General features: G+C 51.1%; 26 protein-coding genes. 8 read left to right on the top strand and 18 right to left on the bottom strand.

What is annotated here, in order from left to right:
- Positions 1-150: 150 nt before the first annotated feature.
- The 3 genes from KHQ09_RS05980 to KHQ09_RS05970 are packed head-to-tail and all read right to left on the bottom strand — an operon-like array spanning position 151 to position 2,728.
- Entirely contained in the window at positions 151-660 is a 510-nt protein-coding gene (locus tag KHQ09_RS05980; RefSeq protein WP_213597000.1) for a DUF721 domain-containing protein, read from the bottom strand.
- Positions 661-669: 9 nt separating this feature from the next.
- The gene (locus tag KHQ09_RS05975) at positions 670-1,959 is read right to left on the bottom strand and encodes an O-antigen ligase family protein (RefSeq protein ID WP_238481571.1); all 1,290 of its coding nucleotides are present in this window, start codon (positions 1,957-1,959) and stop codon (positions 670-672) included.
- A 1-nt stretch (position 1,960) separates the two neighbouring features.
- A complete protein-coding gene (locus KHQ09_RS05970; protein WP_213596998.1) occupies positions 1,961-2,728 on the bottom strand; it encodes a glycosyltransferase family 25 protein in 768 nt (255 codons plus the stop codon).
- A gap of 221 nt (positions 2,729-2,949) precedes the next feature.
- Between KHQ09_RS05970 and mutY the strand changes: the two genes are divergently transcribed.
- Together mutY and KHQ09_RS05960 are read left to right on the top strand one after the other, a co-directional pair.
- The gene (gene mutY, locus KHQ09_RS05965; RefSeq protein WP_213599836.1) at positions 2,950-4,056 is read left to right on the top strand and encodes an A/G-specific adenine glycosylase; all 1,107 of its coding nucleotides are present in this window, start codon (positions 2,950-2,952) and stop codon (positions 4,054-4,056) included.
- Between the two features lie 17 nt (positions 4,057-4,073).
- Positions 4,074-4,691 carry a class I SAM-dependent DNA methyltransferase gene (locus KHQ09_RS05960; RefSeq protein ID WP_213596996.1) on the top strand — a complete coding sequence of 206 codons (618 nt, stop codon included), beginning with the start codon at positions 4,074-4,076 and terminating at the stop codon, positions 4,689-4,691.
- 163 nt (positions 4,692-4,854) lie between these two features.
- Here the strand turns inward: KHQ09_RS05960 and KHQ09_RS05955 are convergent, their stop codons facing one another.
- Entirely contained in the window at positions 4,855-5,988 is a 1,134-nt protein-coding gene (locus KHQ09_RS05955; RefSeq protein ID WP_022711662.1) for a site-specific DNA-methyltransferase, read from the bottom strand.
- A gap of 496 nt (positions 5,989-6,484) precedes the next feature.
- Here KHQ09_RS05955 and KHQ09_RS05950 point away from each other — a divergent pair, with 496 nt between their 5' ends.
- Positions 6,485-7,174: an HAD family hydrolase gene (locus tag KHQ09_RS05950; RefSeq protein WP_075654493.1), complete on the top strand. Its 690-nt coding sequence runs from the start codon at positions 6,485-6,487 to the stop codon at positions 7,172-7,174.
- 66 nt (positions 7,175-7,240) lie between these two features.
- Here the strand turns inward: KHQ09_RS05950 and KHQ09_RS05945 are convergent, their stop codons facing one another.
- Both KHQ09_RS05945 and KHQ09_RS05940 read right to left on the bottom strand, forming a co-directional pair.
- Complete coding sequence (locus KHQ09_RS05945; protein ID WP_075654492.1) at positions 7,241-7,423, bottom strand: hypothetical protein; 183 nt, start codon at positions 7,421-7,423, stop codon at positions 7,241-7,243.
- A 393-nt stretch (positions 7,424-7,816) separates the two neighbouring features.
- On the bottom strand, positions 7,817-8,392 hold the full coding sequence (locus KHQ09_RS05940; RefSeq protein WP_075654801.1) for a hypothetical protein: 576 nt from the start codon (positions 8,390-8,392) through the stop codon (positions 7,817-7,819).
- A 456-nt stretch (positions 8,393-8,848) separates the two neighbouring features.
- Between KHQ09_RS05940 and thrC the strand changes: the two genes are divergently transcribed.
- The 4 genes from thrC (at position 8,849) to KHQ09_RS05920 (ending at position 15,427) form a co-directional block, all read left to right on the top strand.
- Positions 8,849-10,246, top strand: coding sequence for a threonine synthase (thrC, locus tag KHQ09_RS05935; RefSeq protein ID WP_213596994.1), 1,398 nt, complete (start codon positions 8,849-8,851; stop codon positions 10,244-10,246).
- A gap of 199 nt (positions 10,247-10,445) precedes the next feature.
- Positions 10,446-11,744 carry a M16 family metallopeptidase gene (locus KHQ09_RS05930; RefSeq protein WP_022711667.1) on the top strand — a complete coding sequence of 433 codons (1,299 nt, stop codon included), beginning with the start codon at positions 10,446-10,448 and terminating at the stop codon, positions 11,742-11,744.
- A gap of 136 nt (positions 11,745-11,880) precedes the next feature.
- Complete coding sequence (locus tag KHQ09_RS05925) at positions 11,881-12,492, top strand: GNAT family N-acetyltransferase (RefSeq protein ID WP_213596992.1); 612 nt, start codon at positions 11,881-11,883, stop codon at positions 12,490-12,492.
- Between the two features lie 70 nt (positions 12,493-12,562).
- Positions 12,563-15,427, top strand: a complete 2,865-nt coding sequence (locus KHQ09_RS05920) for an EAL domain-containing protein (protein ID WP_170265213.1) — start codon at positions 12,563-12,565, stop codon at positions 15,425-15,427.
- A gap of 72 nt (positions 15,428-15,499) precedes the next feature.
- Here KHQ09_RS05920 and KHQ09_RS05915 read toward each other — a convergent pair whose 3' ends face one another.
- Positions 15,500-16,081, bottom strand: coding sequence for a YqgE/AlgH family protein (locus KHQ09_RS05915; protein ID WP_075654488.1), 582 nt, complete (start codon positions 16,079-16,081; stop codon positions 15,500-15,502).
- A 389-nt stretch (positions 16,082-16,470) separates the two neighbouring features.
- Here KHQ09_RS05915 and KHQ09_RS05910 point away from each other — a divergent pair, with 389 nt between their 5' ends.
- On the top strand, positions 16,471-16,956 hold the full coding sequence (locus tag KHQ09_RS05910; protein WP_075654487.1) for a peroxiredoxin: 486 nt from the start codon (positions 16,471-16,473) through the stop codon (positions 16,954-16,956).
- Between the two features lie 68 nt (positions 16,957-17,024).
- Here the strand turns inward: KHQ09_RS05910 and KHQ09_RS05905 are convergent, their stop codons facing one another.
- The 11 genes from KHQ09_RS05905 to ctaD form a co-directional block, all read right to left on the bottom strand.
- A complete protein-coding gene (locus KHQ09_RS05905) occupies positions 17,025-17,426 on the bottom strand; it encodes a DUF3995 domain-containing protein (RefSeq protein WP_213596990.1) in 402 nt (133 codons plus the stop codon).
- Positions 17,427-17,480: 54 nt separating this feature from the next.
- Positions 17,481-17,921: a ribonuclease HI gene (gene rnhA, locus KHQ09_RS05900; RefSeq protein ID WP_116087091.1), complete on the bottom strand. Its 441-nt coding sequence runs from the start codon at positions 17,919-17,921 to the stop codon at positions 17,481-17,483.
- Between the two features lie 64 nt (positions 17,922-17,985).
- Positions 17,986-18,945, bottom strand: coding sequence for a homoserine kinase (locus tag KHQ09_RS05895; RefSeq protein WP_213596988.1), 960 nt, complete (start codon positions 18,943-18,945; stop codon positions 17,986-17,988).
- 53 nt (positions 18,946-18,998) lie between these two features.
- Positions 18,999-20,000 (bottom strand): 4-hydroxy-3-methylbut-2-enyl diphosphate reductase, encoded by a 1,002-nt coding sequence (gene ispH, locus KHQ09_RS05890; protein ID WP_022711674.1) that lies wholly within the window; start codon positions 19,998-20,000, stop codon positions 18,999-19,001.
- A gap of 111 nt (positions 20,001-20,111) precedes the next feature.
- Positions 20,112-20,864 (bottom strand): SURF1 family protein, encoded by a 753-nt coding sequence (locus KHQ09_RS05885; protein WP_213596986.1) that lies wholly within the window; start codon positions 20,862-20,864, stop codon positions 20,112-20,114.
- Positions 20,861-21,253: a DUF983 domain-containing protein gene (locus tag KHQ09_RS05880; RefSeq protein ID WP_213599834.1), complete on the bottom strand. Its 393-nt coding sequence runs from the start codon at positions 21,251-21,253 to the stop codon at positions 20,861-20,863. Before KHQ09_RS05880 ends, KHQ09_RS05885 begins: the two co-directional genes overlap by 4 nt.
- A 302-nt stretch (positions 21,254-21,555) precedes the next feature.
- Positions 21,556-22,434, bottom strand: a complete 879-nt coding sequence (locus tag KHQ09_RS05875; protein ID WP_022711677.1) for a cytochrome c oxidase subunit 3 — start codon at positions 22,432-22,434, stop codon at positions 21,556-21,558.
- A gap of 203 nt (positions 22,435-22,637) precedes the next feature.
- Positions 22,638-23,285 carry a cytochrome c oxidase assembly protein gene (locus KHQ09_RS05870; protein ID WP_213599832.1) on the bottom strand — a complete coding sequence of 216 codons (648 nt, stop codon included), beginning with the start codon at positions 23,283-23,285 and terminating at the stop codon, positions 22,638-22,640.
- 74 nt (positions 23,286-23,359) lie between these two features.
- Entirely contained in the window at positions 23,360-23,539 is a 180-nt protein-coding gene (locus KHQ09_RS05865; RefSeq protein WP_022711679.1) for a hypothetical protein, read from the bottom strand.
- On the bottom strand, positions 23,539-24,492 hold the full coding sequence (locus KHQ09_RS05860) for a heme o synthase (RefSeq protein WP_213596984.1): 954 nt from the start codon (positions 24,490-24,492) through the stop codon (positions 23,539-23,541). The genes KHQ09_RS05865 and KHQ09_RS05860 overlap by 1 nt, the downstream gene beginning before the upstream one ends.
- Before the next feature lie 339 nt (positions 24,493-24,831).
- Complete coding sequence (ctaD, locus tag KHQ09_RS05855) at positions 24,832-26,520, bottom strand: cytochrome c oxidase subunit I (RefSeq protein WP_213596982.1); 1,689 nt, start codon at positions 26,518-26,520, stop codon at positions 24,832-24,834.
- Positions 26,521-26,606: the final 86 nt, after the last annotated feature.

The following is a 26,606-nucleotide window of genomic DNA, read 5'->3' as shown; positions in this document are numbered from 1 at the left end:
TATAATTTCCGGATATTAGAGCAAATTGCCGGAATTTTGTCAGGCAGCTTAAGAGTTTTTAATAAACAGTGTGTCTCCAGAGACTTAACGGGCAATTTTCAGCCGTTTTCGCATTGTTTATTCTCTGTAATATGCCCTTTGAAACTAGGATCAGCGTGGCTTTTTATTGGCTTTTTCTGCCAGAATATTACGGCCGAGCTGCATCAGTGAGGCACGTAAAGCCTCATCCTCAATACCGACTGTTGCCTGCGCCAGTTTTTTCTCGGCAGGTGCGCCAACCGGCATCAGCGGTTTGACTTTGCGTTGCGCAACAAGGGCAACAGATTTTTGCTCAATGCGAATACGGGCAATGGCAGCGAAACCTAAAAAGGAATTCACGCGGTTGATGATCTCACCCGTGGAATGCTGAATACGCATCGCCGCCATGCCTTCGCAGCCGATGATCAGCGTTGCCGGCTGAAACGGATCATCCTCATGGGCACGTCGCGGCCAGAGAATACGCAACGGGCGCGATTGTGCACCGATCTGCGGCCCGACCACATCTTCCCATGCCTGTATCAGCGACAAATTAATACCGGCGCGTTTGCGCAAGACAGGATCGAGCACACTACCGGCCGTATCTGCCAGCGGTTTAAAACCCGATTTTTCCTCTCTGCTCATCTCTGTCCTTTATGCCGGTTTTATTGCCGCGACGGGCGATGATTTTTCTCTGTTATAAAATGCCAGAGCATTGCGGGCTTCACTGTTACGCCGCAATATATTACGGCTTGTTCCTGCATAAACCACACTGAAAAAGAACATTGTCACAGCAATACTGGTCTCATGCAGCAGCGGATTATGCAGCATAGCATAGCTGCCCCAGCTGATTGTAAAATAAATCAGCACCCGCCGGACCGTGCAGTCTGAATTATTGCGCCAGAAGAAAATGAAGCCGGATATAGCCGCTGCCAGCAGCAACAGAAAACCGATGGCACCATTGACCAGCAACTCATCAAACACTGAATTATGAACATGGATATAACCGTCGAGCAAAGTTGCCTGATCGCCCAGAGCCTCCCGCACTGCAGTCATTTTTTGTTCCGAGCCGACACCGATCAAAGGATGTTCCGCAACCACTTTCACTGCACCGCGCCACATCTGCTCACGCGTATCTGCGGAGGATTTATCCGCCCACTGGCTGCTGTCGCCGGTTTCATAATAATGCACCATACCGGCGAAGCGTTGTGACAGAACTCCGGCAACAGGCCCAACGGTAAAGACAGCAGTCAGACAGGCAGCAAGAATGAGTGAACTGCCGATTTTCACCTTATGGCTGGCAATTCGGCCGATCAGCACAATGATTTCAAATATTGCCAGCAGAGCCAGCGTGATCATAACCGCGCGGGTTTCGGAGGCGAATACGATCCCCGTACCAATGACCAGATACCACGGCCCGTTCGGCAAAAGACGCGGAGCATTTTTAATCGGCAATGTTGCTGCAACCGCTGCAATTGCTGCCGCATAGGCAAATACTGCAGGATTACCGCCAACACCGATGCGGCCACCCCATAATAATGCCTCTCCTGCAACCACTACGGCACAAAAAATGATGCCGATGCGGGAGCCGAATGCGAGGATTCTTAGCGGGTCACGAATGAGAACCATCCCCAATCCGGCAAAAGAATAGATCCATAACAGCAGCACATACCCCACCTGACGGTTTGCAATACTGAGTTCACCGCGCCATGCCATCAGGCCGAGGCTCCAGATCATATAGGCGGATATTAAGACATAAAAATACGCACCATACATCCGGTGCCAGCGGTGTTTGTACAGCGCCAGATAAAAGCCGATACAACTATACGCAAACAAAACTATCGGCCCGAAAGCATAGCGGACCGGCATAGCCATTGCTGCCAGACATAAAATCCAGAGATCAATACGACGACGTATCAGAAAGTTTTTTTGCAGAATTCGCATATCACCGTTGCCGGATATTTGTTTTTTGGAAACTGTAAAACAGTCTTTGCAAATAGTCTTTCATACGAAAGAATAATGTACCGATCCGTTTATGGGTCGGTAATTTTGCCCGCGAATAGGTTTTGATATCCTCGGATATTGTTGAAGCGCTTTCATTGGCATTGCTCACCACAGCCCTGCTGGCGGTGAAGAAATTATACGACCCCGCCCAGCCGCGCTCCAGTGCCACATCATAAGGAAGATGCATCACTTGCAGTGCCTTAAGCACTTTCACCGCCCCCTCTTTTGAAACAATATAGGCTCCGGCATTACCAAGCGGTCCGTGGGTAACACGACCGATCGCCACATCTTCTGTAAGGTTTTCTACCGGACGAAACCCTACAAGACGGTTATGGATCAGCTTGATGACATCCCAGCCCTGCAAATCTGCTGCAGCTTCAACAACCGGAACAAATTCTTCAGAAAACCGGATATCATCTTCAATAATCACACCGGCTGGCGCATCGCCTGCCGCAATCATTTCCAGAGCCTTCATGTGACTGAAATAGCAGCCGATTTCCGCAGAGGAGGCAATCTTCCCGTGATCGCGTCGGAAAGCCGCATCATCAAAATGGCGTTTATCCGTTTCTGCGAGCAATTTACCGTCAATTGCCGGCACGCGCTGAAGCGCAATGCCGGTTTCCTGCGCATGTGCAAGCAGCGAATCCCAACGGTCTTTTGAGCGGTCAAGATTAAGAACATAGACCGGAAAGCTTTGTTTGTTCTGCAATATCAAGCCTTTCGGATATTATTCCATCAACAAAATGAGGTTTATAAAATTGTGGTACTCAGCAATATGACGACAGTCAAACTATCCGCTGCATAATGAAAACGATTTCACATTGTAAGCACAAGCTAAAAATAATTTCCGGTGCATTCCGAAAGCAGATCATTTATTGACAAAATATGACGAAAAAGCGCCTCCAAGTCTCCGCCGACAACAGTCCGACGATGTTTCCTGCCGTGTCGGGAGATGATGCTCCTGCGCAAAAGCTGCTGGCATGGTATGATCGTCATCACCGTATTTTGCCATGGCGCGTAACGCCCGTTGAGCACAAACAAGGTGTGCGTCCAGATCCTTACCGCATCTGGTTGTCGGAAGTCATGCTGCAACAAACGACGGTTGAAGCGGTAAAAGCTTATTTCCTCAAATTTACCAGTCTGTGGCCGGATGTGCAGGCACTTGCCGATGCCACCGAAGATGATGTGCTGCGTGGCTGGGCGGGACTTGGTTATTATTCCCGCGCCCGTAACTTAAAAAAATGCGCTGATATGGTAGCCTCTCAGCATAAAGGGCAGTTTCCGGCGAGTGTGGAAGGTCTCAAACAATTGCCGGGTATCGGCGACTACACATCGGCCGCCATTGCTGCCATTGCCTTCAATATTCCGGCTGCGGTTGTAGATGGTAATGTCGAGCGCGTAGTGAGCCGCCTGTTTGCGATCAAAACCATGTTGCCTCAAGCCAAGACTGAAATTCGCAAATTTACAGAGCAACTCACTCCGCAAACCCGCCCCGGTGATTTTGCGCAGGCGATGATGGATCTCGGCGCTACAATCTGCACGCCTAAGAAACCGGCCTGTATTCTCTGCCCGCTCAATGATAATTGTACAGCCTTATTGGAAGGTGAGCCGGAGCTTTATCCTGTCAAAGCACCGAAAAAGGCACGCCCTGTCCGCTATGGTGCGGCTTTTATCATTCTCTCACCGCAAGGCGATGTCTACCTGCGAAAGCGCCCTGACAAGGGTCTGCTTGCCGGTATGAGTGAAGTACCGAACAGCGAATGGATCGCGGCAGATGAAGCCACCTCTCCTGAGCATATTGCACAATTGACCAGTGCTGATCCGGCACCAATTGCTGCAAACTGGCAGCCTAGCGGCACCATCACTCATATTTTTACGCATTTTGAATTGCGCCTCAGCGTTTATAAAACGGATATTTCAACCATGCCGCCAAGCAATAATGGCTGGTGGGTTGCCCAGAACAACCTCGGAAAAGAAGCGCTGCCGACAGTGATGAAGAAAGCCATCAGCGCCGCCCTACCTGACACTTTCAAATAAACAAACGGAAAAATGCTATGTCCAAAGACGCAGATAACATTATTCCGCTATATGAAACGCATGCGCAGAAATGGGATGACATCCGGCGCAGCAATGCTGCCAAAGGTCTGATGGAAGCGGAATGGCTGGCACGCTTTACCGGTCTGTTACCCCATCAAGGCTCTGTTCTGGATATTGGTTGCGGAGCGGGCGAGCCTATGGCCGGTCACCTGATCCGCTCAGGCTTTCAGCTGACCGGCATCGACAGTTCTGCCAGCCTGATAGACATCTGCCGCACCCGTTTCCCTCAACAGCAATGGCTGGTCGCAGATATGCGTGAGCTATCTCTCCCGCAGAAATTTGACGGCATACTCGCATGGAACAGTTTCTTTCATCTGCAGCGTGATGATCAGCGCCGGATGTTTCCCCGCTTTGCAACACTCGCTGCAGAGAATGCAGTGCTGATATTTACCAGCGGCACTTCAAATGGCGAAGCAATGGGCACTTTTGAAGGGCAACCGCTTTATCACTCCAGCCTCGCGCCGAAGGAATACCGCAGTCTTTTATCCGAGAGCGGTTTTGATGTTGTGCAATATGTGGAAAATGACCCGCATTGCGGTCATCTTACTGTCTGGCTCTGCCGTAAAACTTCCTGAAGCAGTCCACAAAAAAAGCGCCGGCTCAACACCGGCGCTTTAAGACTCAGACATCTCTGGAGGTCAGTCCGATAATTATGCGTGGCCTGTGCTTAACACATCAAACCAGCGCAAAATGCTGTAGAAAATACCAGTATCAAGTGCTGGTATTCAGCCGTTCGTTTTATGAACCGGCTTGAGCCATATTCACACGGATCTCAGCGCGCAGCGCATCAATCGGCTTCAACACGCCATTTTCTTCATAATGCCAGAATGTCCAGCCATTGCAGGCATCAAAGCCCTGTACCTTGGCACCCATACGGTGAATAGAACCGGCATCGCCGTTGGCAGACAGAGTACCGTCTGCACGAACAATCGCTGCATGACGACGTTTGGCATCACACAGAACTGTGCCCGGACGCAGCAGACCAGCTTCAATCACGCTGACAAAGGCTACACGTGGTTCAGCACGCTTGCCGGTCATGACTTTCAGCTCGGTTTTGCCCAGAGGCTCAACAGCTTCGATACGCTTGGTTGCTGCATCGATATAAGACTGTTCACGTTCGATCCCGACAAAATGACGGCCGAGACGCTTGGCAACCGCACCGGTGGTGCCGGAACCAAAGAACGGATCGAGGATCACATCACCAGGCTTCGATGAAGACATCAGAATACGGGCAAGCAATGCTTCCGGCTTCTGGGTCGGATGAACCTTATCGCCATTATCGTCTTTCAGACGCTCACCGCCGGTGCAAATCGGAAACAGCCAGTCAGAGCGCATTTGCACATCATCATTGGCGGCTTTCATGGCTTCGTAGTTAAACGTATAGCCTTTGCTCTTCTGATCGCGGGATGCCCAGATCAGCGTTTCATGCGCATTCTGGAAACGACGGCCGCGGAAATTCGGCATCGGATTGGTTTTGCGCCAGATAATATCGTTGAGCATCCAGAAGCCCAGATCCTGCAGCGATGCACCGACGCGGAAAATATTGTGGTATGAGCCGATAACCCAGATGGTGCCGTTTGGCTTCAGCACACGGCGGCAGGCCAACAGCCATGCACGGGTAAAGGCATCATAAGCCTGAAAACTGTCGAACTGATCCCAATGGTCATCAACTGCATTGACCTTGGTCTGATCCGGACGGTGCAGAGCACCTTCAAGCTGAAGATTGTAAGGGGGATCAGCAAAGATCACATCCACCGAATGATCCGGCAAACGATCGAGCGCAGCTACGCAGTCACCCTTAAGAATTGTATCGAGCCAGACCGAGCGCGGTGCAGCTTCTGGCAGATCTTTCACAAGACGAACAACGGACATGTGATACTCGCTAAACATAGGAACGCTTTACTGTCCTTATGGTTACCGAACAGGGTAAACATGGAGTTAATCGAATTGTTAAAAACCGTTATGAAGTGCGAAAATCGTCAAATTTCTTTAAAATCAACACAAAATAGCGCTCACAAACCACTGTAAATGCTTAATAATTTTTAACATTTGGCGAAATTGCAGTTCCAAAACTTAAAATCAGACGCCGCAAATCACCCGATTTTGCCCGCTGATTTGCCTTGCCGATAAAACACAGAAGAGCCGGCAATTTCTTTTATCATTTTGACCCTCAATCGTTTTAGAGCAGCCCAGTTAAGGCTGAATTGTTGGACTGCTCTAATTTTTCACTTATACGCATTATCCTACGCAAAACCGGTTCCCACTTTTGCTGGAAATGCTTTTAGTATAAACAGTGCTCGTCCTCCCTCCCCTTTGTTGCAGAACCCTGTTCCGGCTTTTGCAGCTTCTGAACATTTACGGATTTTTCATGTCAAAACCCCAGCTGATCCTCTTCGACTGTGACGGTGTTCTGGTCGATTCCGAGTATATTGCCGCACAGGTCGAATCCGAGCTTCTCACCGATGCCGGATATCCGATTTCACCGGAAGAAATTGCCGAGCGTTTTGCCGGTCTGACATGGCCAAGCATTCTGATGGAAATTGAACGGGAATCTTCCATTCCGATCTCCGCCTCGCTGATTGAAAAATCACGCAAAATCATGAAAGAGCGGATTACCAAGGAACTGCTCACTGTAGACGGTATTGAGGATGTGGTCAGCCAGCTTCAATATCCGAAAGCTATCTGCTCCAACTCCAATTCGGACTCTCTGGAACTGATGCTCAAGCGTTCAACGCTGTATGATGCATTTGCCCCGCATATTTATGCGTCGCGTGAGGTTGGCAATAAAGAGCCGAAGCCTGCGCCGAATGTTTATACCTACGCGGCACAGCAGTTTAATGCTGATCCGAAACAGTGTTTTGTCATTGAAGATTCAAGCCATGGCATCCATGCGGCACGCGCTGCGGGCATGCGGGTCATCGGCTTTACCGGCGGTGCTCACACCTATCCGGGTCATGCAGACAAGCTGACTGAAGCCGGTGCGGAAACAGTTATCAACCGTCACCGCGATCTGCCTGCCGTGATTGAAGCCATGGCAGAATGGGATGAAGGCTTCTGATAGCCTCCCTGAGAAATGTAATAAAAAGGGCGTGCCGCAAGCACGCCCTTTTTTATATCGTGATGATCAGGCCGCTGATTTCTTCGCGTCTTTCACGGGAGCAGTCAGTGCAGCATAAATCTGCTGTGCTTCTGTCTCGCTGAGACCAATCATCGGACGGCCTTCAATCATAACCGGTTCACCGGAATCCATTTCAAAAATGGCCCAGGTATCGGTTGGTTCCTGAATGAGTTCATATACTGTCATCATGCCAGCAGTCTAAACGTTAGAGATTACAAATAGTTTCATTCTTTCATCGCTTTAACGATGAACAGGCGGTATTTTCCCGTAAGCACATCCGAAAACCGGACAAATCACTGACAAAAAATTCGCAAATAATTGATATTAAATAATATTTTTCAGATAAAAGTTTTATTTACCGTAAGAAGCTTTCAGATTTTCCGACCTGCAAAACCCACGGCAATATGAACCTATAGTAAATAATTTATGCACTAATTTTAGACACTTGGCAAATACCAGACAGAATACAGCATCTGCTTGCTGGTTTTAACGATATTACCGTCCTGCATTGTGCTGCGGTGCAACAAAAAATGCCGCATTCCGTATCGGGAATGCGGCATTTTTAACTGTCGTGACTTCAGATTAACCCTTGTTCGGGCCTTCATCAAAACCAATAAAGATCTGCACCTGACGTGACGATGCTTCAGGCACGCTCACCGGCGTTCCCGCAAACAGGAACTGTGTTGCCGACTGGGAATTATTCATCGCAACTGCCTGTTTATGCAGTTTTGTGGAGATCACTTTATCGCCTTCCATCACCACAACGCGGATCGGCATATTGATTGTGCCGTTGCGGAATTTCGGCCCAGGTACAACGCGGCCTGCGGCTGCAACAGTAATTGTCAGCGTACCATTATCCCGACGGCAATCGCGGGTCACATCGCTGATCGAAGCCTGATAAACCACACGGCTGCTGTCACCGTTTCCGCCCTTTTCATAGGTGCTGAAGAATGACGTTCCCTCACGCAGGCTGATGCGCGGGCAATAAGCCTGCAAATCCGCCTGTGTCACACGCTGCTCACCGGTTGTGGAAACAGCGCCCTGCTGGCTGCCGCTGGTTGAGCAACCGGCAACCAACAAACCAAGCAATGCAGCTCCACCCAAACGGGTAAACCGCAATGAAAGAGGATTTAAACGTCCGAAAGTAGATTTCTGCATAAACCGGTCTTCCTGAATATTGAACCTGTTTGCGAACCGCTCCGGCAAGGCGCCGTAACTGTTCTGTTGTCTTGTTTCCCGCATCTCACGAAAAGCTCCACTCTTCGTCTGATGCGTAAATTCTTCACCATCGCGCATTTTACCCAAAAACCGTTTCACACTTTTTGGAATGCGCCATCTTTGTCTATCGCGCATTTTATCCAAAAACCGTTTCACACTTTTTGGAATGCGCTTTATACCCAAATCCTGCTGCGTCTTTGACAGATCCATATGGACGCAAGGCGCTTAACATGCATTATGAGATAATATTTTCACGTTTTTTGTGAACAGGGCAAGCTCTATCCACCGATGCTTGCGTCAGCCACAAGAGATATGACAGGAAAACACCGCAAACTTGACCGAAACCGGCTCAAAACCGGCACAGAATTGCATTGACTGAATGAGGCCTGAAATCTTATGAAATATATCAGCACCCGTGGCGAAGCGCCGGTTTTGGGCTTTTCTGATGCACTTTTGGCGGGTTTGGCGCGGGACGGCGGTCTCTATCTGCCGGAAACCTATCCGCAATTTTCCTCAGATGACATCCGCAAGCTGCGCGGCAAATCCTATGTGGAAATCGCCCTCGCAGTCCTCACTCCTTTTGTGAATGGTGAGATTCCGGACGCCGAATTTGAAAAAATGGTGCGCGAATCTTATGGCTCATTCCGCCATGATGCCGTCTGCCCGCTGGTGCAAACTGGTGCGAATGAATTTGTGCTGGAGCTTTTCCACGGCCCGACTCTCGCCTTTAAAGATGTGGCAATGCAGCTGCTGTCACGCATGATGGATTATACGCTGGCACAGCGCGGACAGCGCGCAACCATTGTCGGCGCAACTTCCGGCGATACCGGCGGCGCGGCGATTGAAGCTTTTGCCGGTCGCGACAATACCGATATTTTCATCCTGTTCCCGCATGGCCGTGTGTCTCCGGTACAGCAGCGCCAGATGACCTCATCTGCAGCCAGCAATGTTCATGCTCTGTCGATCGACGGTAATTTTGACGACTGTCAGAACCTCGTCAAAGGCATGTTCAATGATCTGAACTTCCGTGACACGCTTTCGCTCTCCGGTGTGAATTCGATCAACTGGGCACGTATCATGCCGCAGATCGTCTATTATTTCACATCGGCTATCAGCCTCGGCGCACCGGATCGCAAAGTGTCCTTCACTGTACCGACCGGCAATTTCGGCGATATTTTTGCGGGCTTTGTCGCCAAAAAAATGGGACTGCCGATTGACCGTCTGATCATTGCCACCAATGACAATGATATTCTGTCACGCACTGTTGCCACCGGCTCCTATGCAATGCGCGGCGTGGAACAGACCTCTTCTCCGTCCATGGATATCCAGATTTCCTCGAATTTCGAGCGTCTGCTGTTTGAATCCTATGATCGTGATGCAGCAGCTATTCGCGGCCTGATGCGCAGTCTCGGCCAGTCCGGTGAATTCACCATTGCCGATGCCCCGCTCAAAACCATCCGTGAGCAATTTGCTGCCGGTCGTTCAACCGTTGCAGAAACCGCTGCAACCATTGACTCCGTGCTGAAACAGGACAGCTATCTGCTTGACCCGCATTCGGCTATCGGCGTTAAAGTTGCTCGTGAACACGCAGATACAGCCTCGCCGATGGTGGTGCTGGCAACCGCCCATCCGGCCAAATTCCCGGATGCTGTGAAAGATGCCTGCGGTGTTTCTCCGGCTCTGCCTGCATGGCTCAGCGATCTGATGGAGCGTAAAGAACATTTTACGCGTCTTCAAAATGACCTGAAAGTGGTGGAAGATCATATCCGCAGCCACTCGCGTGCAGCAAAATAATCACAGTTCTGCTGCAGCCATATGTTGTATTATAGCAGCAAATTTGCATAGATTTCGCTCTGCCCCTATATGTCACCTGATAAAACAACAGGGGCAGACGAGCTCTTCCGGAACGGTCACGTTCTTTCTTTGTCGCATTGCCATGCCCGTCAGACTCAAAGAAGCTGACGGTTAAAATACTCAGGGGAGTATGCCTAGAATGGGTGTAGAAGTTAGCGTTCTGTCCAACGGACTGACAATTGCCACCGAAACCATGCCGCTGATTGAAAGCGTGGCATTGGGTATCTGGGTCAAGGCAGGCTCCCGCAATGAAGCGCATAACCGCCACGGCATTGCGCATTTTCTCGAGCATATGGCCTTCAAAGGCACAGAAAACCGTAGCGCATGGCAGATTGCAGCCGATATTGAAAATGTCGGCGGTGAGATCAATGCCGCAACCAGCGTTGAGACCACCTCTTATTATGCCCGTGTGCTGCGCAATGACCTGCCGCTGGCGATTGATATTCTGGCCGACATTCTCACCAGCTCAAAATTCGATGAAGATGAGCTGGAACGCGAGAAAAACGTCATCATGCAGGAAATCGGCGCGGCCTATGATACGCCCGATGACATTGTTTTCGATCGGTTTTCTGAAACATCCTATCTGAACCAGCAGATCGGACGCTCCATTCTCGGTACACCGGAAACGGTGCAGTCCTTCACACCGGGTGATCTGCGTAATTATATCAATGAACAATATAGCGCCGACCGTATGGTTGTTGTCGCTGCCGGTGCTGTTGACCATGCCTCGTTTGTGCGGGAAGTGGAAAGCCGTCTCGGCGGTTTCCGTGCAACGACACAGGCTGCAGCGCCGGTGAAAGCGTCCTATGTCGGCGGTGACTACCGCGAAGAACGTGACCTGATGGATGCTCAGGTGCTGATCGGCTTTGAAGGCCGCGCTTACCATGTACGCGATTTCTATGCCTCACAGCTTCTGGCAACTGTTCTCGGCGGCGGCATGTCCTCCCGCCTGTTCCAGCAGGTGCGTGAAAAGCGCGGCCTGTGCTATTCTGTCTATGCCTTCCATTGGGGCTTTTCCGATACCGGTCTGTTCGGCATTCATGCGGCAACCGGACGTGAAAACCTTGAGGAACTGGTGCCGGTTGTTCTCAACGAGCTTTATGAAGCATCGAGTAATATCAATATTCAGGAAGTTGACCGTGCCCGTGCGCAATATCGCGCCGGTCTGCTGATGTCGCAGGAAAGTGCCGCAAGCCGTGCCGGTCAGATTGCCCGCCAGATGCTGCTCTATGGTCGTCCGGTACCGAATGAAGAACTGCTGGAACGTCTGAGCCTGATTACGCCGGAACGTCTGACAGATCTTTCCGGTCGCATGTTCCTCGACAGCAAACCGACCATTGCCGCCGTCGGCCCTGTCAGCCAGATGATGGGCTATGACGATATTCATGGCACATTGCGCGGTTTCGCAGCGAATAAGCGTCCGGCACTGGCAGTCTAAAGCATTTCACAGTCTGGTGATGTCACCTGACGTCGTGATAATGCGACCAAACAAAGAATTTAGAGCGGGCGTTATGGTCCAATCTGAATGCAATCGCTCTAAATCTATCTGTGGCTCTCCAGACAGGCAGGGTATCATGATCAGCTTTCCCTTCAGCAAAACACCATCTGTGTATCTGAAGGGGGAGCGTCTGTTTTTACGTGAGCCGCAATGGTCTGATTACCGCCAATGGGCAAATCTGCGCGAAAAAAGCCGTGCTTTTCTGACCCCATGGGAGCCGGTATGGCGGGATGACGAGTTGGAAAAATCGAGTTTCCGGCTGCGGCTGCGCCATTACAGCGAAGAGGCACGCAGCGGAAATGCATGGTCACTGTTTTTATTCCGCAGGTCCGACAATGTTTTACTGGGGGGAATCACCCTCGGTAATATCCGGCGCGGTGTCGCCCAATCCGGACAGATCGGATACTGGTGCGGCGCACCTCATGCAGGCCAAGGCTATATGTTCGACGCTTTGAAACTGGTTATCCCCTTCGCATTCAGTGAACTGCGGTTGCACAGACTTGAAGCTGCCTGTATTCCGTCTAATCTGCGTTCGGTCAGGCTTCTTGAAAAAGCCGGATTTTTACTGGAAGGCACATTGCGCTCCTATCTCAAGATTAACGGCATGTGGCAGGATCATCTGCTCTACAGCCTGATTGAGGGAGAAGAGCAACGCAGAGGTCTTTCTGTTAAAACAACAGCCGTCTGACCGTTAAGCGCAAAGCACCTGATACCAAGACAAAAAGGTAAAGATAGTGACAGAAAACTTTCAGAACCGATTGAAAACGTTTTTCTGTGTGTTTGCCTTTATCGCAGCATTATTGCAGATCACGGTTCCTGCATCCGCAGTTGAGCCGATCAAAATTTCCAAAGAAGATACAGCTCTCGACCTTACCCGCGCTGTGCAAATCATGCATAATCAGGGTGATACTGTGCAGGTATCCACGGCTCCCGGTGCCGACGGCATTGTGCGCCGCATTGAAGTGCAGGCCGACAAGGACAAACGCTCCAGCGGCAACTGGGCAGCTTTTGCTATTGCCAATCCGACTGATGAGCAGATTGACCGTCTGATTGTTGCCCCGCATTACCGCCTTGTGAAATCAGGTTTTGTCTGGCCGGATCTGGGTTCGCAGCGCATTTCCTCCATCACACCGAGTGAGGGTTTTGCCCTTGACCGTCAGGTCAGCCCTGATGCGGATGTGTTTCTGATTACCATCAATCCGGGTTCGGTGATTACACTGGTTGCGGAGATGGCTTCCCCTAACCTGCCGCAGCTTTATCTGTGGGAGCCGGATGCCTATAAAGACACAATCAACTCCTACACGCTCTATCGCGGTATTCTGCTCGGTATTTCCGGCCTGCTGGCGCTGTTTCTGACCATTCTTTTTGTTGTGCGCGGAACATCGCTGTTCCCTGCTGCTGCGGCACTGGCATGGGCGGTTCTGGCCTATATCTGTGTGGATTTCGGCTTCTGGAACAAGCTGATCGCTATCACCCCCGGCAATGAGCAGATGTGGCGGGCGGGCACGGAAGTGGCACTGGCTGCCAGTTTCCTGATTTTCCTGTTCACCTATCTCAATCTCAACCGCTGGCACGACCATTTTTCCTATGGCGCTGTGGCATGGGTTCTCGGCCTGATGATGCTGAGCGGCGTGGCGATTTTTGATCCGCCGATTGCTGCCGGTATTGCCCGTATCTCTTTTGCGCTGACTGTTATCTGCGGCATCGTCATTATCGGCATTCTGGCTTTGCGCAGCTATGATCGCGCGATTATGCTGATCCCCACATGGCTGCTGATTGCCATATGGATGACCGGTGCATGGCTGGCCGTTTCCGGCCGTCTGGACAATGATATCGTGCAACCCGCACTTGGTGGTGGTCTTGTGCTGATCGTATTGCTGATCGGTTTCACTGTGATGCAACATGCTTTTGCGGGCGGCGTGCTGCGTGTCGGCCTGTTCTCCGATATGGAACGGCAGGCGCTGGCAGTTATCGGTTCCGGCGATATTGTCTGGGACTGGGATGTGCCGCGCGACCGCGTGGTGACAACGCCTGATATTTCCACCTATCTCGGCACGGCTGCGGCCAGTCTTCTCGGCCCTGTGCGCAACTGGCTGCCGGTGATGCATGGTGATGACCGCGACCGTTTCCGCACCACGCTGGATGCAATTCTGGAAAACCGTCGCGGTCGTATTCATCAGACTTTCCGCCTGCGTGCCAATGACGGTCACTATCACTGGTATCATCTGCGCGCGCGTCCGGTTATCGGCTCGGATGGTGAAATTGTGCGCTGCGTCGGCACCCTGCATAATGTGACCGAGCAGAAAAAGGCCGAAGAACGCCTGCTGCATGATGCCGTGCATGACAATCTTACCGGTCTGCCGAACCGTGAGCTGTTCCTCGACCGCCTCGCCAATGTCATGAGCATGTCCTATAATGAGAGCAGGCTCAAACCGACTGTTTTCGTCATTGATATTGACCGGTTCAAGCAGGTCAATGACAGCCTCGGCATGTCAGCCGGTGATACAATCCTGCTGACGATCTCGCGCCGCCTGTTTCGTCTGATGAAGCCGCAGGATACGCTTTCAAGACTGTCATCCGACCAGTTCGGCCTGATCCTCGCGTCTGAATCTGATCCGGCAAAGGTTGCGGCCTTTGCGGAAGCGCTGCGTCAGGCCATCCGCGCGCCGATTTCCTATGCCAAGCGTGAGATTGTGCTGACCGCTTCCGTTGGTCTTCTGACATGGACAGCCAATGCTGCCAATGCGGAAGATATGATCAAAGATGCGGAACTGGCCATGTATCAGGCCAAGCGTTTTGGCGGCGACCGTATTGAGCCATTCCGCCCATCCTTCCGCGCTATCGGCAGCGACAAGCTGCAGCTGGAATCCGATCTGCGCCGCGCCATTGAACGTAAGGAAATCACGATTGCCTATCAGCCGATTGTGAATTTGCAGGACGGCACCATTGCAGGATTTGAAGCCCTGATGCGCTGGGAACATCCGCGCCGTGGTCCGATCTCGCCATCTGAATTTATTCCGATTGCAGAAAATTCCGGTCTGATCGTGCCGCTTGGTCTGTTCGCCATGCAGCAATCAGCTAATGACCTGTTCAACTGGCAGGAAAACCTGTCGCGTCCGAACCTGTTTGTCTCCGTCAATCTGTCCAGCACCCAGCTGATCCGTCAGGATTTGCTGAGCGATGTCCGTGCGATCCTGTCCCGTACGCATGTGACCAAAGGCACACTCAAACTGGAACTGACAGAATCCGTGCTGATGGAAAATCCGGAACAGTCAGCGCATATGCTGAACGAGCTGAAATCCATGGGTGTCGGCCTGTCACTGGATGATTTCGGCACCGGCTATTCATCGCTGGCCTATCTGACACGCTTCCCGATTGATATGATCAAGATCGATCGCTCATTCGTCAAAGGTGACAAGCCGCAGAAAGCGACGCTGCTGCGCTCCATCATTCGCATGGCACAGGATCTGGAACTCAAGGTTGTTGCAGAAGGTGTTGAAAGCGAACAGGACGCAATGCAATTGCGCGAAATGGGCTGTGAATATGTTCAGAGTTTCCTGTTCGGCCAGCCGATGACTGCTGAAAATGCAGCCCGCCTGCTCAATGGTCAGACAGTAGAATAAGCATCACTCGTCAAAAATAAAAAACACCGCCTCTCCTGCAGAGGCGGTGTTTTTTATGTATCAGACTTTGCTTCAAGCATGTCCGGCCTGCACAACGAGGCGTGCAGGATCGACGCCCATCTGCGCCATGACGCGATCATATTTGCCGAGAATATCCGTATCAAACAGCAAATCTGTGGTCGGCGGGCAGATCAGCCAGTCATTACTCGCAATTTCACGTTCAATCTGCCCTGCATCCCAACCGGCATAGCCAAGCGCCATCAGTGTTTTATCCGGCCCGATACCATCCGATATGGCATGGAGAATATCCATAGTCGCGGTCATACAGATATCATCGGTGACGGGAATACTGGTTCCGACCATAAAATCATCACTATGCAGCACAAAGCCCCGTCCTGTTTCAACAGGGCCGCCACGGCGCACCATCAGCGAGCGGGCTTTTTCGGGCAGCAAAATGCTCTGCGCCTGCGTAATAATACCAAGGCGGATCAAGAGGTCAGGAAACTCAAGCGGCTGCAGCTGGTTAATGATAAAACCCATCGTCCCCTGCTCTGAATGCGCACAAATATAAATGACCGAACGGGCAAAACGCTCATCCGTCATACCGGGCATTGCAAGCAGAAATTGTCCGTTGAGAAAACCGTTGTTCACCACACGCCTCTTTCAATTTCAATGCAACAGGATTGATAAAGATAAATGTGTAATTTTTGCCGTTCGCTGGGGATGATTATGCGTCTGTTTTATTCATTCACGGCATAGTGAATAATCAGCATAACACAACGCTTACATGAGCCAAGTCACATTTATCGAAGTTTTTTGAAGTGCAAAAATCCTGCTTGTATTTTTTCAGCCATTTCAGCGTATTACTTAAAATCAGTATTTTAGAAAATTCATATTAAAAGCGAAATATTCTGCCTGAATGAGAAAAATTACATGCCTGCCTGTCAGAATTTTCAAGAAATAGCGCTTCCGTAAAATCCGGTCAGAGGCTATGTATAATGCCAATATCCGTTACTCATAATCTGTATGAAGGAGAACAGACAATGGCCATTCAGATCGGCGATAAACTGCCAGCAGCAAGCTTCAAAACCAAAACTGCTGACGGCGTTAAAGACGTCACCACAGATGACGTTTTTCAGGGTAAGAAAGTCGTTCTCTTTGCGGTACCGGGCGCTTTCACCCCGACCTGCACACTGAACCATCTGCCGGGCTATCTGGCGAATTACGACGCGCTGATCGCTAAAGGCGTGGACACTGTTGCCGTTGTTTCCGTCAATGACGTGCATGTCATGGGCGCATGGGCAAAGGCCACCGAAGGCGAAGGCAAGATCGTCTATCTTTCCGACGGTATCGGTGCATTCACCAAAGCTGCCGGTCTTGATATCGACCTGTCCGGCGGCGGTCTTGGCGTGCGCTCCAAGCGCTATTCAGCGCTGATCGAAGATGGCGTTGTAAAGAGCCTCGACATTGAAGAAAATCCGGGCGTTGCCACAGTTTCTTCCGCAGAAGCGATGCTCGAAAAGCTCTGATTTTTATAATCGCAAACAGAAAAGCCCGCTACAAAGCGGGCTTTTTTTTATAAAGAGAATGATCAAAATCAGAGCGAAATATATAAAATGCCGGCAGCCAGCAGCAAGCAAAGCGGCGAATAGTACCGGCTGTCATATTTTGCAAAATCAGACATAGACGGGCGTTTGAAAAAGCCGACCAGCCTGAAATCTCCGACAGCACGCAGAAACAGAATAAATGCCAGCCCCCAACATAACGGCTGAAGCATAGTGACATTCTGAACACCGACAGAGAACACCAGAGCAGCAAACAAAAACAGAGCAACGGCTACAGCCAGAGTAGCGGCTTTAGACGGCGTGAATGATTGCTGCCCGTCTGCTCTTACCGGAACTGCGGCGGTTTTCCCTATCTCGCCGTCAAACGCCCAATAGACATGAATGGCGGATAAAATAAGAAAAACACCTGTGAGCAACAATCCGATATAAAACATTGTCTCTGCTTTCTGCAGCATTGCAGCTGCACAGATAGTTTCGTTACACGAATATCAGCGTTTTTTATAAGGTGCCATACCTTCACGGGCAAGCTCATCGGCACGTTCATTCTCAGGATGTCCCGCATGGCCTTTAACCCAGTGCCATGTCACCTTATGGTTTTTGCGCGCTGCATCCAGCTCCTGCCAAAGCTCGGCATTTTTAACCGGAGCCTTGGCCGCTGTTTTCCAGCCATTACGCTTCCAGCCTTCGATCCATTTGGAAATGCCGTCGCGCACATAAACCGAGTCCGTATAGAGATCGACCTGACACGGCTCTTTGAGCGCCTGCAATGCGGAAATTGCAGCCATCAGCTCCATCCGGTTATTGGTCGTGTCCCGTTCACCACCATTCAGCTCTCTGCGGTGTCCGTTATATTCCAGTATAGCCCCCCATCCTCCGGGACCCGGATTTCCTGAACAGGCACCATCCGTATAGGCTGTAATCGTCTTCAAGCGGTTTTCTCACATTTATTTATAAGGCAGTTCACGGATATTCAGCACCGTAACTTGCTGTTGCTTACTGACCATATTCGCTGGCTGAGCGCACTTCGCGATGAAAACGCATACGGCGCAGATATTCCATCGGGTCTTTTTTCGTCACAAAACTGTCCGCAGGCACATTAATCCAGTCATAAAGCCGCGTCAGCATAAAGCGCAAGGCAGCGCCGCGGCACAAAACCGGTAAGGCCTGCTGCTCCTGAGCACTGAGCGGGCGGACCGAATTATAACCGCGCAATAATGCTGTGCCTTTAGTCAGATTATAGGAAAAATCACGCTCGAAGCACCATGCATTGAGGCAGATTGCCAGATCATAGGCCAGCATATCCGTGCAGGCGAAATAAAAATCGATAATGCCTGACAGGTTCGGACCGATGAAAAACACATTATCCGGAAACAGATCGGCATGGATCACACCGCGCGGCAGATCCGACGGCCAGTTCTGCTCCAGATAGGCCAGATCCGCTTCTGTCTGTGCACGCAAACCGGCTTCAACGGCATCAGCATCTGCCATGCATTTTTCCCAGAGCGGGCGCCAGTCTTTCAATGTCAGGCTGTTCTCGCGTTCCATCGCAAAATTCTGACCGGCGAGATGCATCTGCGCCATGGCCACACCCAGAGCATAGCAATGTTCCGCTGCAGGTTTACGCAACCACATGCCTTCAAGGAAGGTAACAATTGCCGACGGACGGCCAGCCAATTCACCAATCGCCTCACCGTTTTTTTGCACAACCGGTTGCGGGCACTCAATCCCGTTGACCGCCAGATGCTGCATCAGCTTTATGAAGAACGGCAGATCATCACGATCCACGCGTTTTTCATAAAGGGTCAGAATGAATGTACCTTCAGTCGTGCGCAGCAGGAAATTGGAGTTCTCAACACCTTCGGCAATGCCTTTGAAAGACAGCAAAGTACCTATGTTGTAATTTTCCAGATAGGCTGCCAATTCAATTTCATTAATATCCGTATAGACAGCCATGCTGGTCTCCCCCTGCCGTCACCTGCGAAAATCGCGGCAGATTATTCTTTATTTCAGTGATTGCCGTTCACAAACGCCATGTCCTGAGCCGTCAGTTCCACATCGCGGATCTGACGATTGACAAGAAAGTTCTCGGTTTCAACGGTGGTGATCGCCAGATCAATTGTGACATCAAAACGCTGCGAAAACGCATCAATGATCTCATCAACGATAATTTCCGGTGCGGATGCCCCTGCCGAAATCCCCAGCACAGAAAGCTCGCCCAGATTATCCCAGTCGATCTCTTCCGCACGCTGCACAAGCAGAGAATGACGGGCACCGGAGCGCTCGGCCACTTCCACCAGACGTTTGGAATTTGAAGAGTTCGGCGCACCTACAATCAGAAACAGATCACAGCCGGGAGCCGCTTCTTTCACCGCTTCCTGACGATTGGTTGTAGCATAACAAATGGATTCAGCGGCAGGCGCTGTCAGCTGCGGAAACCGCTCCTGAAGCTTGGCAATAATCCCTGCAGTATCGTCTACCGACAGCGTGGTTTGCGTTACAAAGCCGAGGTTTTCAGGATCTTCCGGCTGGTAGGCCTCGGCATCTGCTACAGTCTCGATCAAGGAAACCGTACCTTCCGGCAGTTGCCCCATTGTGCCGATCACTTCCGGATGGCCGGAATGGCCGATCAGAATAACATGCCGGCCAAGACGCTGATGGCGCATCGCCTGTTTATGCACTTTGGAAACCAGTGGACAGGTTGCATCCAGATAGAACAGGTTTTTCGCATCCGCATCTTCCGGCACTGATTTTGGCACACCGTGAGCGGAAAATACCACCGGCTGATCGCGGTGTTCCATCGGAATTTCATCAAGCTCTTCCACGAAGATCGCACCACGCGCCTGCAGGCCTTCAACCACATAACGGTTGTGAACAATCTCATGACGCACATAGACCGGAGCGCCGTATTTCTTCAGCGCCAGCACAACGATCTGAATAGCGCGATCAACACCGGCGCAAAATCCACGTGGACCGCACAGGCGGATGGTCAGCTTAGGCTTATCGGTCATTGAACTCTGATTATCCTGTCTTCAAAGCAACATTGCGACCATAGATCATCAATGCGCTGTAAAACATATCCTGCTGTAGCAATTGGGCTTCGCATCGCTCAATGTCAACAGCTATTGCACATCCCCGCTGCGACGCTGACGGAAAATATAGATAAAGGTGACAACCAGCAAAACAGCAGCCAGCCCGAACCACGTGCCCGCATATTGCAGATGATTATTCGGTTGCTCGAGAATGGTTATCCCGCCCTGCGGCAAGCCACCGGCATTGGCTGTGGCATCCGCATCCACAAAGAACCCGACAAAATCATGATCCTGAGCAAGGCCGCTATTTTCCATCATCGCGCCCCAGTCTTTCCAGTAATAAAGTTTTTTGGCCGGTTCATTGTCCGGCAGATAGGAAGACGGTTTGGCAATCAACGGATCACGGGCAAGCCCCGTAACAGTCACTTCACCCGCGATCTGTCCTTGCGGACGTGTCGCCGGATTTTGCTTTTCATAAGGTACAAAACCACGATTAACCAGAACAGCCCGCCCGTCATTCAGGATCAGCGGCGTATAAACCGCATAACCGGATGCACCTTTAAACGTGGTGAAAAAATACTGTTCGCGCTCATGCTGAAATGTGCCGCGCAAAGTCACCGGCATGTAATCCACAACACCGGTTTTGGCAAATTCAGCTTCAATGTCACTCAGCGGCTTAGGTGCGGAATGCACCCTTTCTTCAATCTGCGCAATCAGCTGTTCTTTCCAGAACAAACGCTGTGTTTGCCAGATACCAAGCCCCAGCAGAATGGCAAAAGCAATGCTGCTGCAGAGCAGTAAAATCCATGGGAAGGACTTCTGTGTCTTACCGGTGGCAGTCATTCGCGTTCCCGCCTGTCGAGCTGCCCCGACGCCGCTTTATGCTTATATTGCAGTGTTATCAGAATACCTTTCATCCAGCGCGTCAGCACCAGCCCGATGAGAATTGCCAGCGGTATCCAGATGATAAAATGCAGCCAGAGCGGCAGCTGATAAGACACCTCAGCCCAGAGCGCCAATGCCGTAACAAGAAAACCGTCAAGCAGAAGCACAAAAACAACAGGCCCGTCACCGGAATCTGCAAAACCATAATCCAGTTCGCAGACCTCGCAGCGCTTTGCCAGTTTCAGATAACCATTAAACAAAGCGCCCTGTCCGCAGCGCGGGCAACGTCCTTTGATACCGGCTTTGATTGGCTCTACCGGCGGATAAAGACTATCTTCATTATGCATCATGCCACCTCCGCTACGGTCTAGAGCGGTTTACGTCCAGATTGGATCATAGCGCTCGCTCTAGATTCTTTATTTTGTCGCATTATCACTGCCGTCAAGTTGATCCAACTTGACTGTGAAATGCTCTAGTTGCGCCGTTAAAACCAGAGCAAAATTTTAAAGTGTTGGAGCGAGTTTTATGTGCCAAGTCTGGCACACGGCACTTTAAGAAACAAAAAGCGCCGCAGCCCTCAAAAACCGCGACGCTTTCCTATCCCATCAGGTTCAGAACTCCGGCAAAATGCCGCTATTCCTGATACCGGTTAATGTACGGCAATCGGTGCGCCCCATGAACCCCATACATAAATGCTGAAGAACAGGAACAGCCAGACCACGTCCACGAAATGCCAGTACCATGCAGCGGCCTCCAGACCGAAATGGTTCTTCGGCGTGAAATCACCGCGGATAGAGCGGATCAGACAAACGGCCAGAAAGATCGTACCAACAATAACGTGGAAACCATGGAAGCCGGTCGCCATGAAGAAAGTTGCACCATAAACGGAATCTTTGAATGCAAATGGCGCATGAATATATTCATAGGCCTGCACGAAAGAAAACAGCACGCCGAGAACAACAGTCAGCGCCAGCCCCCAGACAAGGCCTTTGCGGTCATTATGCAGCAGCGCATGATGCGCCCATGTCAGCGTGGTGCCGGAGAGCAGCAGAATAACGGTATTATAAAGCGGCAGATGCAGAGGATCGAGAACTTCCATGCCTTTCGGAGGCCACTGACCGCCGGTGAATTCTGCACGCATCACCTGATGCACTTCATTCGGGAACAGGCTGGCATCAAAGAACGCCCAGAACCATGCCACGAAGAACATGACTTCGGAGGCAATGAACATAATCATGCCATAGCGCAGATGGATGGAAACCACGCGGGTATGGTGGCCTTCCTTGCCCTCACGGATCGTATCCGACCACCAGCCATACATGCAGTACAGGATGATGGCGATGCCGATAAAGAACAGCCATGGCGTTACAAAATTGATACCAAACAGATGCAGCTCGCCTGCATTGAGGTAGCGCATATAAGCGATACCGCCAATGGCCAGAACAAATGCACCAACCGAGCTCAGAAACGGCCACGGACTAGGATCTATAATATGATAGTCGTGGTTCTTCTGATGAGTGTCTGCCATGTCATTCCCCCTTAAGGTTTATGCCCCAAGGCTCCTCTGTTTATCTTTCCGGTGCTGCATCCGGATATCCCCCGATAAGCACCCTGTTCTTTATTTTATGTCGCAGGCGCGGTCTGTTTCTGCGTCCCGAACATAGCCCCTCTTGACCATATTCTTGATGCAGTTCGCTTTTTTACGCACCGCAACATGATGTCGCGGCATCTCTATCCTTGCGGCTTCACCACCGGTTTAATTTCAGCATTTTTCTGCAAAACAGCAGGCGCTGCGGCTGAGTTCACCGGCTCCTTGTCCAGCGGGAAAAATGTATAAGACAAGGTGATCGTCTTCAGCCCTTTAAGGTCTTTTTCTTTCACAATATCCGGATCGACAAAGAACATGACCGGCATTTCCATTGTTTCACCGGCGGCAAGGGTTGTGTCTGTAAAGCAGAAGCACTGAACCTTGTTGAAATAAGAACCTGTGAGATCCGGCGACACATTGAAGGTCGCGCGTCCGGAAGCCGGACGGTCGGAGATATTCTTCGCTTCGTAATTCACGATGGTGGTCTCACCGATACGCACAGTCACTTCGCGCTGAACCGGCTTGAACTCCCATGGCAATCCGCCGGACACATTGGCATCAAAGCGCACATTGACCGTCTGATCGAGGATTGTATCGGACATCTGCTCAACGCGCTGCGTTGTGCCGCCATAGCCGGTAACCTGACAAAACATCTGATAAAGCGGCACAGCCGCATAGGCCATGCCGATCATGGCAACGAAGAAACTGGCACAGGACAGAGCAACAATACGATTGGAACGCTGATGACGTGCAGCCTTTGCAGCAGTGTCTTCTGCTGCAGGCGCCTGCATTGTTTCTGTATTTTCCGGTTTCTGTATCATTGCCTATGCCGCCTCCCTGCGACTTAAAACGCTGACAGTTCCGATTACATCGGGCGAACCAGCACACCTGGTCCGAGTTTAACCCATGTGCCGATATAAACGATCAGAACAAAAGCCGTTAAGGCCAGTGCCAGTGCCACAGAACGGCTGCGCTGGGCTTTCTTCTGTTTCTCTGTCTGCGTTATCAGTTCGAGTTCAGTTTTTGCTTCTTTATCCGCCATCATTATCCCCCTATTACCGGCAGTATTTTCGCCACCAGTGCCTCAACAAGCAAGATGCTGAACAAAGCGGACAGATAAACCAGCGAAAATTTAAACAGCGCACGGGCAGCGCGCATTTGTGTTTCATGTTCCGGCGCCATCCAGAGCTGCACTGCGCGCCATACGAAGATTGCGCCAAGCAAAGCAGAAAGCACACCATAGACATGGCCGCCGAAGCCGAGGAACCATGGCAGAACACCAACCGGCGCCACGATCAGCGAATAGACTACGATCTGCAAACGTGTGGATTTTTCACCCCGCACATTCGGCATCATCGGAATTTTTGCCGCTTCATAATCACCGGATGTGAACAGAGACAGTGCCCAGAAATGCGGCGGCGTCCACAAAAAGATAATCAGAAACAGAACAACACTTTCAACCGAAACTGTGCCCGTTACCGAAGCCCAGCCGATCATAGGCGGAAATGCACCGGCGGCACCGCCAATAACAATATTCTGCGGTGTCGAGCGTTTCAGCCACATCGTATAAACGACGCTGTAGAAGAAAATTGTAAAGGCCAGCAAAGCAGCAGCAAGCCAGTTGACGAGCAGGCCAAGTGTCATCACGGAAAAGACAGACAGTGTAATACCATAGGCAAGCACTGTTTCTTCACGGATCAGACCGGCAGGGATCGGCCGGTTTTTTGTGCGTTTCATAATGCGGTCAATGTCAGCATCATACCACATATTCAGCGCGCCTGAGGCGCCGCCGCCGATCGCAATACAAAGAATAGCAATCGCAGCCATAACCGGGTTCATATGACCGGGAGCTACGATCAGACCAACAAAACCGGTAAATACAACCAGCGACATGACACGTGGTTTCAGCAGCGCGATATAATCAGCCGCGCTCGCTTCCGACAGCTGCATCTGCTGTGCGGTTTCACCTGTCATGTTATTTTTCTCAACCAGAGACATTATCTGTATCTGTCCTTATTCAAAAATTCCGGCAAAACCGGATACCGGATCTCAAATCCGGTAATTCCTTAAAACGAATGTCACACTCTGAGCAGCTATTTGCGTGGAGACTGCTTCTCCCGCAACGCCGCATTTTCTTGCGCGACTGTTGCAGCACCTGTGGTGCATAAAGCGCTAATAGCGCCTCTATACACCCAAACACCGCACGGTACACCCGTCATAATTTAGGAAATTCATAAATAGCCTAAAAGTGAACGGCTCTATAAATTACATAAATCATGCTATCCGCCATTTTCGGTTGTATCGGGCGGCGGCATGACTGACGCCGCCCGAACAATATTACTTCACATGCGGGAGCTGTTCCCACTGGTGGTAAGGCGGCGGCGAAGACAGCTGCCATTCCAGTGTTGTTGCACCCTCACCCCATGGATTTGCACTTGTGGCACGTTTTTTCGCAAAAGCCTCAAATACACCATAGAGGAAAACCAGCACCGCGAAGCCGGAAATATACGAACCGTAGGACGACACCATGTTCCAGCCTGTATAGGCATCAGGATAGTCGATATAACGGCGTGGCATACCGGCAAGACCGAGGAAATGCTGCGGGAAGAACACCAGATTCACACCGATAAATGTGAGCCAGAAGTGAATTTTGCCGATGGTTTCATTATACATATAGCCGAACATTTTCGGGAACCAGTAATACCAGCCTGCGAAAATCGCGAATACGGCACCCAGCGACAATACGTAATGGAAATGCGCGACAACATAATAAGTGTCATGCAGCGCACGGTCGAGACCGGCATTGGCCAGCTGCACACCAGTCATACCACCAACGGTGAACATGAAGATGAAGCCGATTGACCACAGCATCGGTGTGCGGAAATCAATCGAACCGCCCCACATTGTGGCAATCCACGAGAAGATCTTGATGCCGGTCGGCACCGCAATCACCATGGTCGCGAACACAAAATAACGCTGCGTATCGAGTGACAGACCCACCGTATACATATGGTGCGCCCAGACCACAAAGCCGACAACACCGATTGCAACCATTGCATAGGCCATGCCGAGATAACCGAAAATCGGCTTCTTCGAGAAGGTCGAAATCACGTGGCTGACAATACCGAAGCCCGGCAGGATCAGAATATACACTTCCGGATGACCGAAGAACCAGAACAGATGCTGATACAGGATCGGGTCACCGCCGCCTTCAGGTGCGAAGAATGCTGTCGCAAAGTTACGGTCTGTCAGCAACATGGTGATCGCACCGGCCAGAACCGGCAGCGACAACAGAAGCAGGAATGCAGTTACCAGAACAGACCATGCGAAAAGCGGCATTTTATGCAGGGTCATGCCCGGCGCACGCATATTCAGAATGGTTGTAATAAAGTTGATCGCACCGAGAATGGACGACGCACCGGAAATGTGGATCGACAGAATTGCGAAATCCACTGCAGGTCCAGGCTGTCCCGAAGTCGACAGCGGCGGATACAGCGTCCAGCCGCCACCTGCACCCCAGCCACCGGCAGGACCCGGCACGAAGAAGGAAATCAGCAGCAGCAGCAATGCCGGAGGCAGCAGCCAGAATGAAATATTGTTCATGCGCGGGAACGCCATATCAGGCGCACCGATCATCAGCGGAACCATCCAGTTGGCGAAACCACCGATCAGCGCAGGCATGACCATGAAGAAGATCATAATCAGCGCATGCATGGAGGTAAACACGTTGAACATATGCTTACCGGCATCCAGTGCCGCATCGCCTTCAACGCCATAGACCATGGAAGCCAGACCATGGAAAATCTGGATACCAGGCTCCTGCAATTCCGCACGCATAGCGATGGACAATGCCCCGCCGATGATACCGGAAATAATCGCAAAGATCAGATAGAGTGTACCGATATCCTTGTGATTGGTCGAATACACCCAGCGTACCCAGCCGCGCGGCTTGTGGTCGTCATGGTGTGCATCCGCCCCTGCGTGAGGGGCTCCCTTTCGGGTATCGTGAGCTGTTGTACCAGCCATAAGATTGCTCCCGTTCTGAACGAATACCAAATGCCCTTTAGGGAACCAAAACAGGTATTCTAAAATATTGAACTACCACATGAATT

Source organism: Pseudochrobactrum algeriensis, from assembly GCF_018436245.1.
Lineage (GTDB): Bacteria > Pseudomonadota > Alphaproteobacteria > Rhizobiales > Rhizobiaceae > Pseudochrobactrum > Pseudochrobactrum saccharolyticum.
Note: the sequence above shows the minus strand (reverse complement) of the source record. Positions and strands in the feature narration are given on the sequence as shown.

What these genes read in the sequence shown, in the direction of transcription:
- KHQ09_RS05980 (WP_213597000.1), bottom strand. Translation starts at nt 660, where the DNA reads ATGAGCAGAGAGGAAAAATCGGGTTTTAAACCGCTGGCAGATACGGCC.
- KHQ09_RS05975 (WP_238481571.1), bottom strand. Translation starts at nt 1,959, where the DNA reads ATGCGAATTCTGCAAAAAAACTTTCTGATACGTCGTCGTATTGATCTC.
- mutY (WP_213599836.1), top strand. Translation starts at nt 2,950, where the DNA reads ATGTTTCCTGCCGTGTCGGGAGATGATGCTCCTGCGCAAAAGCTGCTG.
- KHQ09_RS05960 (WP_213596996.1), top strand. Translation starts at nt 4,074, where the DNA reads ATGTCCAAAGACGCAGATAACATTATTCCGCTATATGAAACGCATGCG.
- KHQ09_RS05955 (WP_022711662.1), bottom strand. Translation starts at nt 5,988, where the DNA reads ATGTCCGTTGTTCGTCTTGTGAAAGATCTGCCAGAAGCTGCACCGCGC.
- KHQ09_RS05950 (WP_075654493.1), top strand. Translation starts at nt 6,485, where the DNA reads ATGTCAAAACCCCAGCTGATCCTCTTCGACTGTGACGGTGTTCTGGTC.
- KHQ09_RS05945 (WP_075654492.1), bottom strand. Translation starts at nt 7,423, where the DNA reads ATGATGACAGTATATGAACTCATTCAGGAACCAACCGATACCTGGGCC.
- KHQ09_RS05940 (WP_075654801.1), bottom strand. Translation starts at nt 8,392, where the DNA reads ATGCAGAAATCTACTTTCGGACGTTTAAATCCTCTTTCATTGCGGTTT.
- thrC (WP_213596994.1), top strand. Translation starts at nt 8,849, where the DNA reads ATGAAATATATCAGCACCCGTGGCGAAGCGCCGGTTTTGGGCTTTTCT.
- KHQ09_RS05930 (WP_022711667.1), top strand. Translation starts at nt 10,446, where the DNA reads ATGGGTGTAGAAGTTAGCGTTCTGTCCAACGGACTGACAATTGCCACC.
- KHQ09_RS05925 (WP_213596992.1), top strand. Translation starts at nt 11,881, where the DNA reads ATGATCAGCTTTCCCTTCAGCAAAACACCATCTGTGTATCTGAAGGGG.
- KHQ09_RS05910 (WP_075654487.1), top strand. Translation starts at nt 16,471, where the DNA reads ATGGCCATTCAGATCGGCGATAAACTGCCAGCAGCAAGCTTCAAAACC.
- KHQ09_RS05905 (WP_213596990.1), bottom strand. Translation starts at nt 17,426, where the DNA reads ATGTTTTATATCGGATTGTTGCTCACAGGTGTTTTTCTTATTTTATCC.
- KHQ09_RS05895 (WP_213596988.1), bottom strand. Translation starts at nt 18,945, where the DNA reads ATGGCTGTCTATACGGATATTAATGAAATTGAATTGGCAGCCTATCTG.
- ispH (WP_022711674.1), bottom strand. Translation starts at nt 20,000, where the DNA reads ATGACCGATAAGCCTAAGCTGACCATCCGCCTGTGCGGTCCACGTGGA.
- KHQ09_RS05885 (WP_213596986.1), bottom strand. Translation starts at nt 20,864, where the DNA reads ATGACTGCCACCGGTAAGACACAGAAGTCCTTCCCATGGATTTTACTG.
- KHQ09_RS05880 (WP_213599834.1), bottom strand. Translation starts at nt 21,253, where the DNA reads ATGCATAATGAAGATAGTCTTTATCCGCCGGTAGAGCCAATCAAAGCC.
- KHQ09_RS05875 (WP_022711677.1), bottom strand. Translation starts at nt 22,434, where the DNA reads ATGGCAGACACTCATCAGAAGAACCACGACTATCATATTATAGATCCT.
- KHQ09_RS05870 (WP_213599832.1), bottom strand. Translation starts at nt 23,285, where the DNA reads ATGCAGGCGCCTGCAGCAGAAGACACTGCTGCAAAGGCTGCACGTCAT.
- KHQ09_RS05865 (WP_022711679.1), bottom strand. Translation starts at nt 23,539, where the DNA reads ATGATGGCGGATAAAGAAGCAAAAACTGAACTCGAACTGATAACGCAG.
- KHQ09_RS05860 (WP_213596984.1), bottom strand. Translation starts at nt 24,492, where the DNA reads ATGTCTCTGGTTGAGAAAAATAACATGACAGGTGAAACCGCACAGCAG.
- ctaD (WP_213596982.1), bottom strand. Translation starts at nt 26,520, where the DNA reads ATGGCTGGTACAACAGCTCACGATACCCGAAAGGGAGCCCCTCACGCA.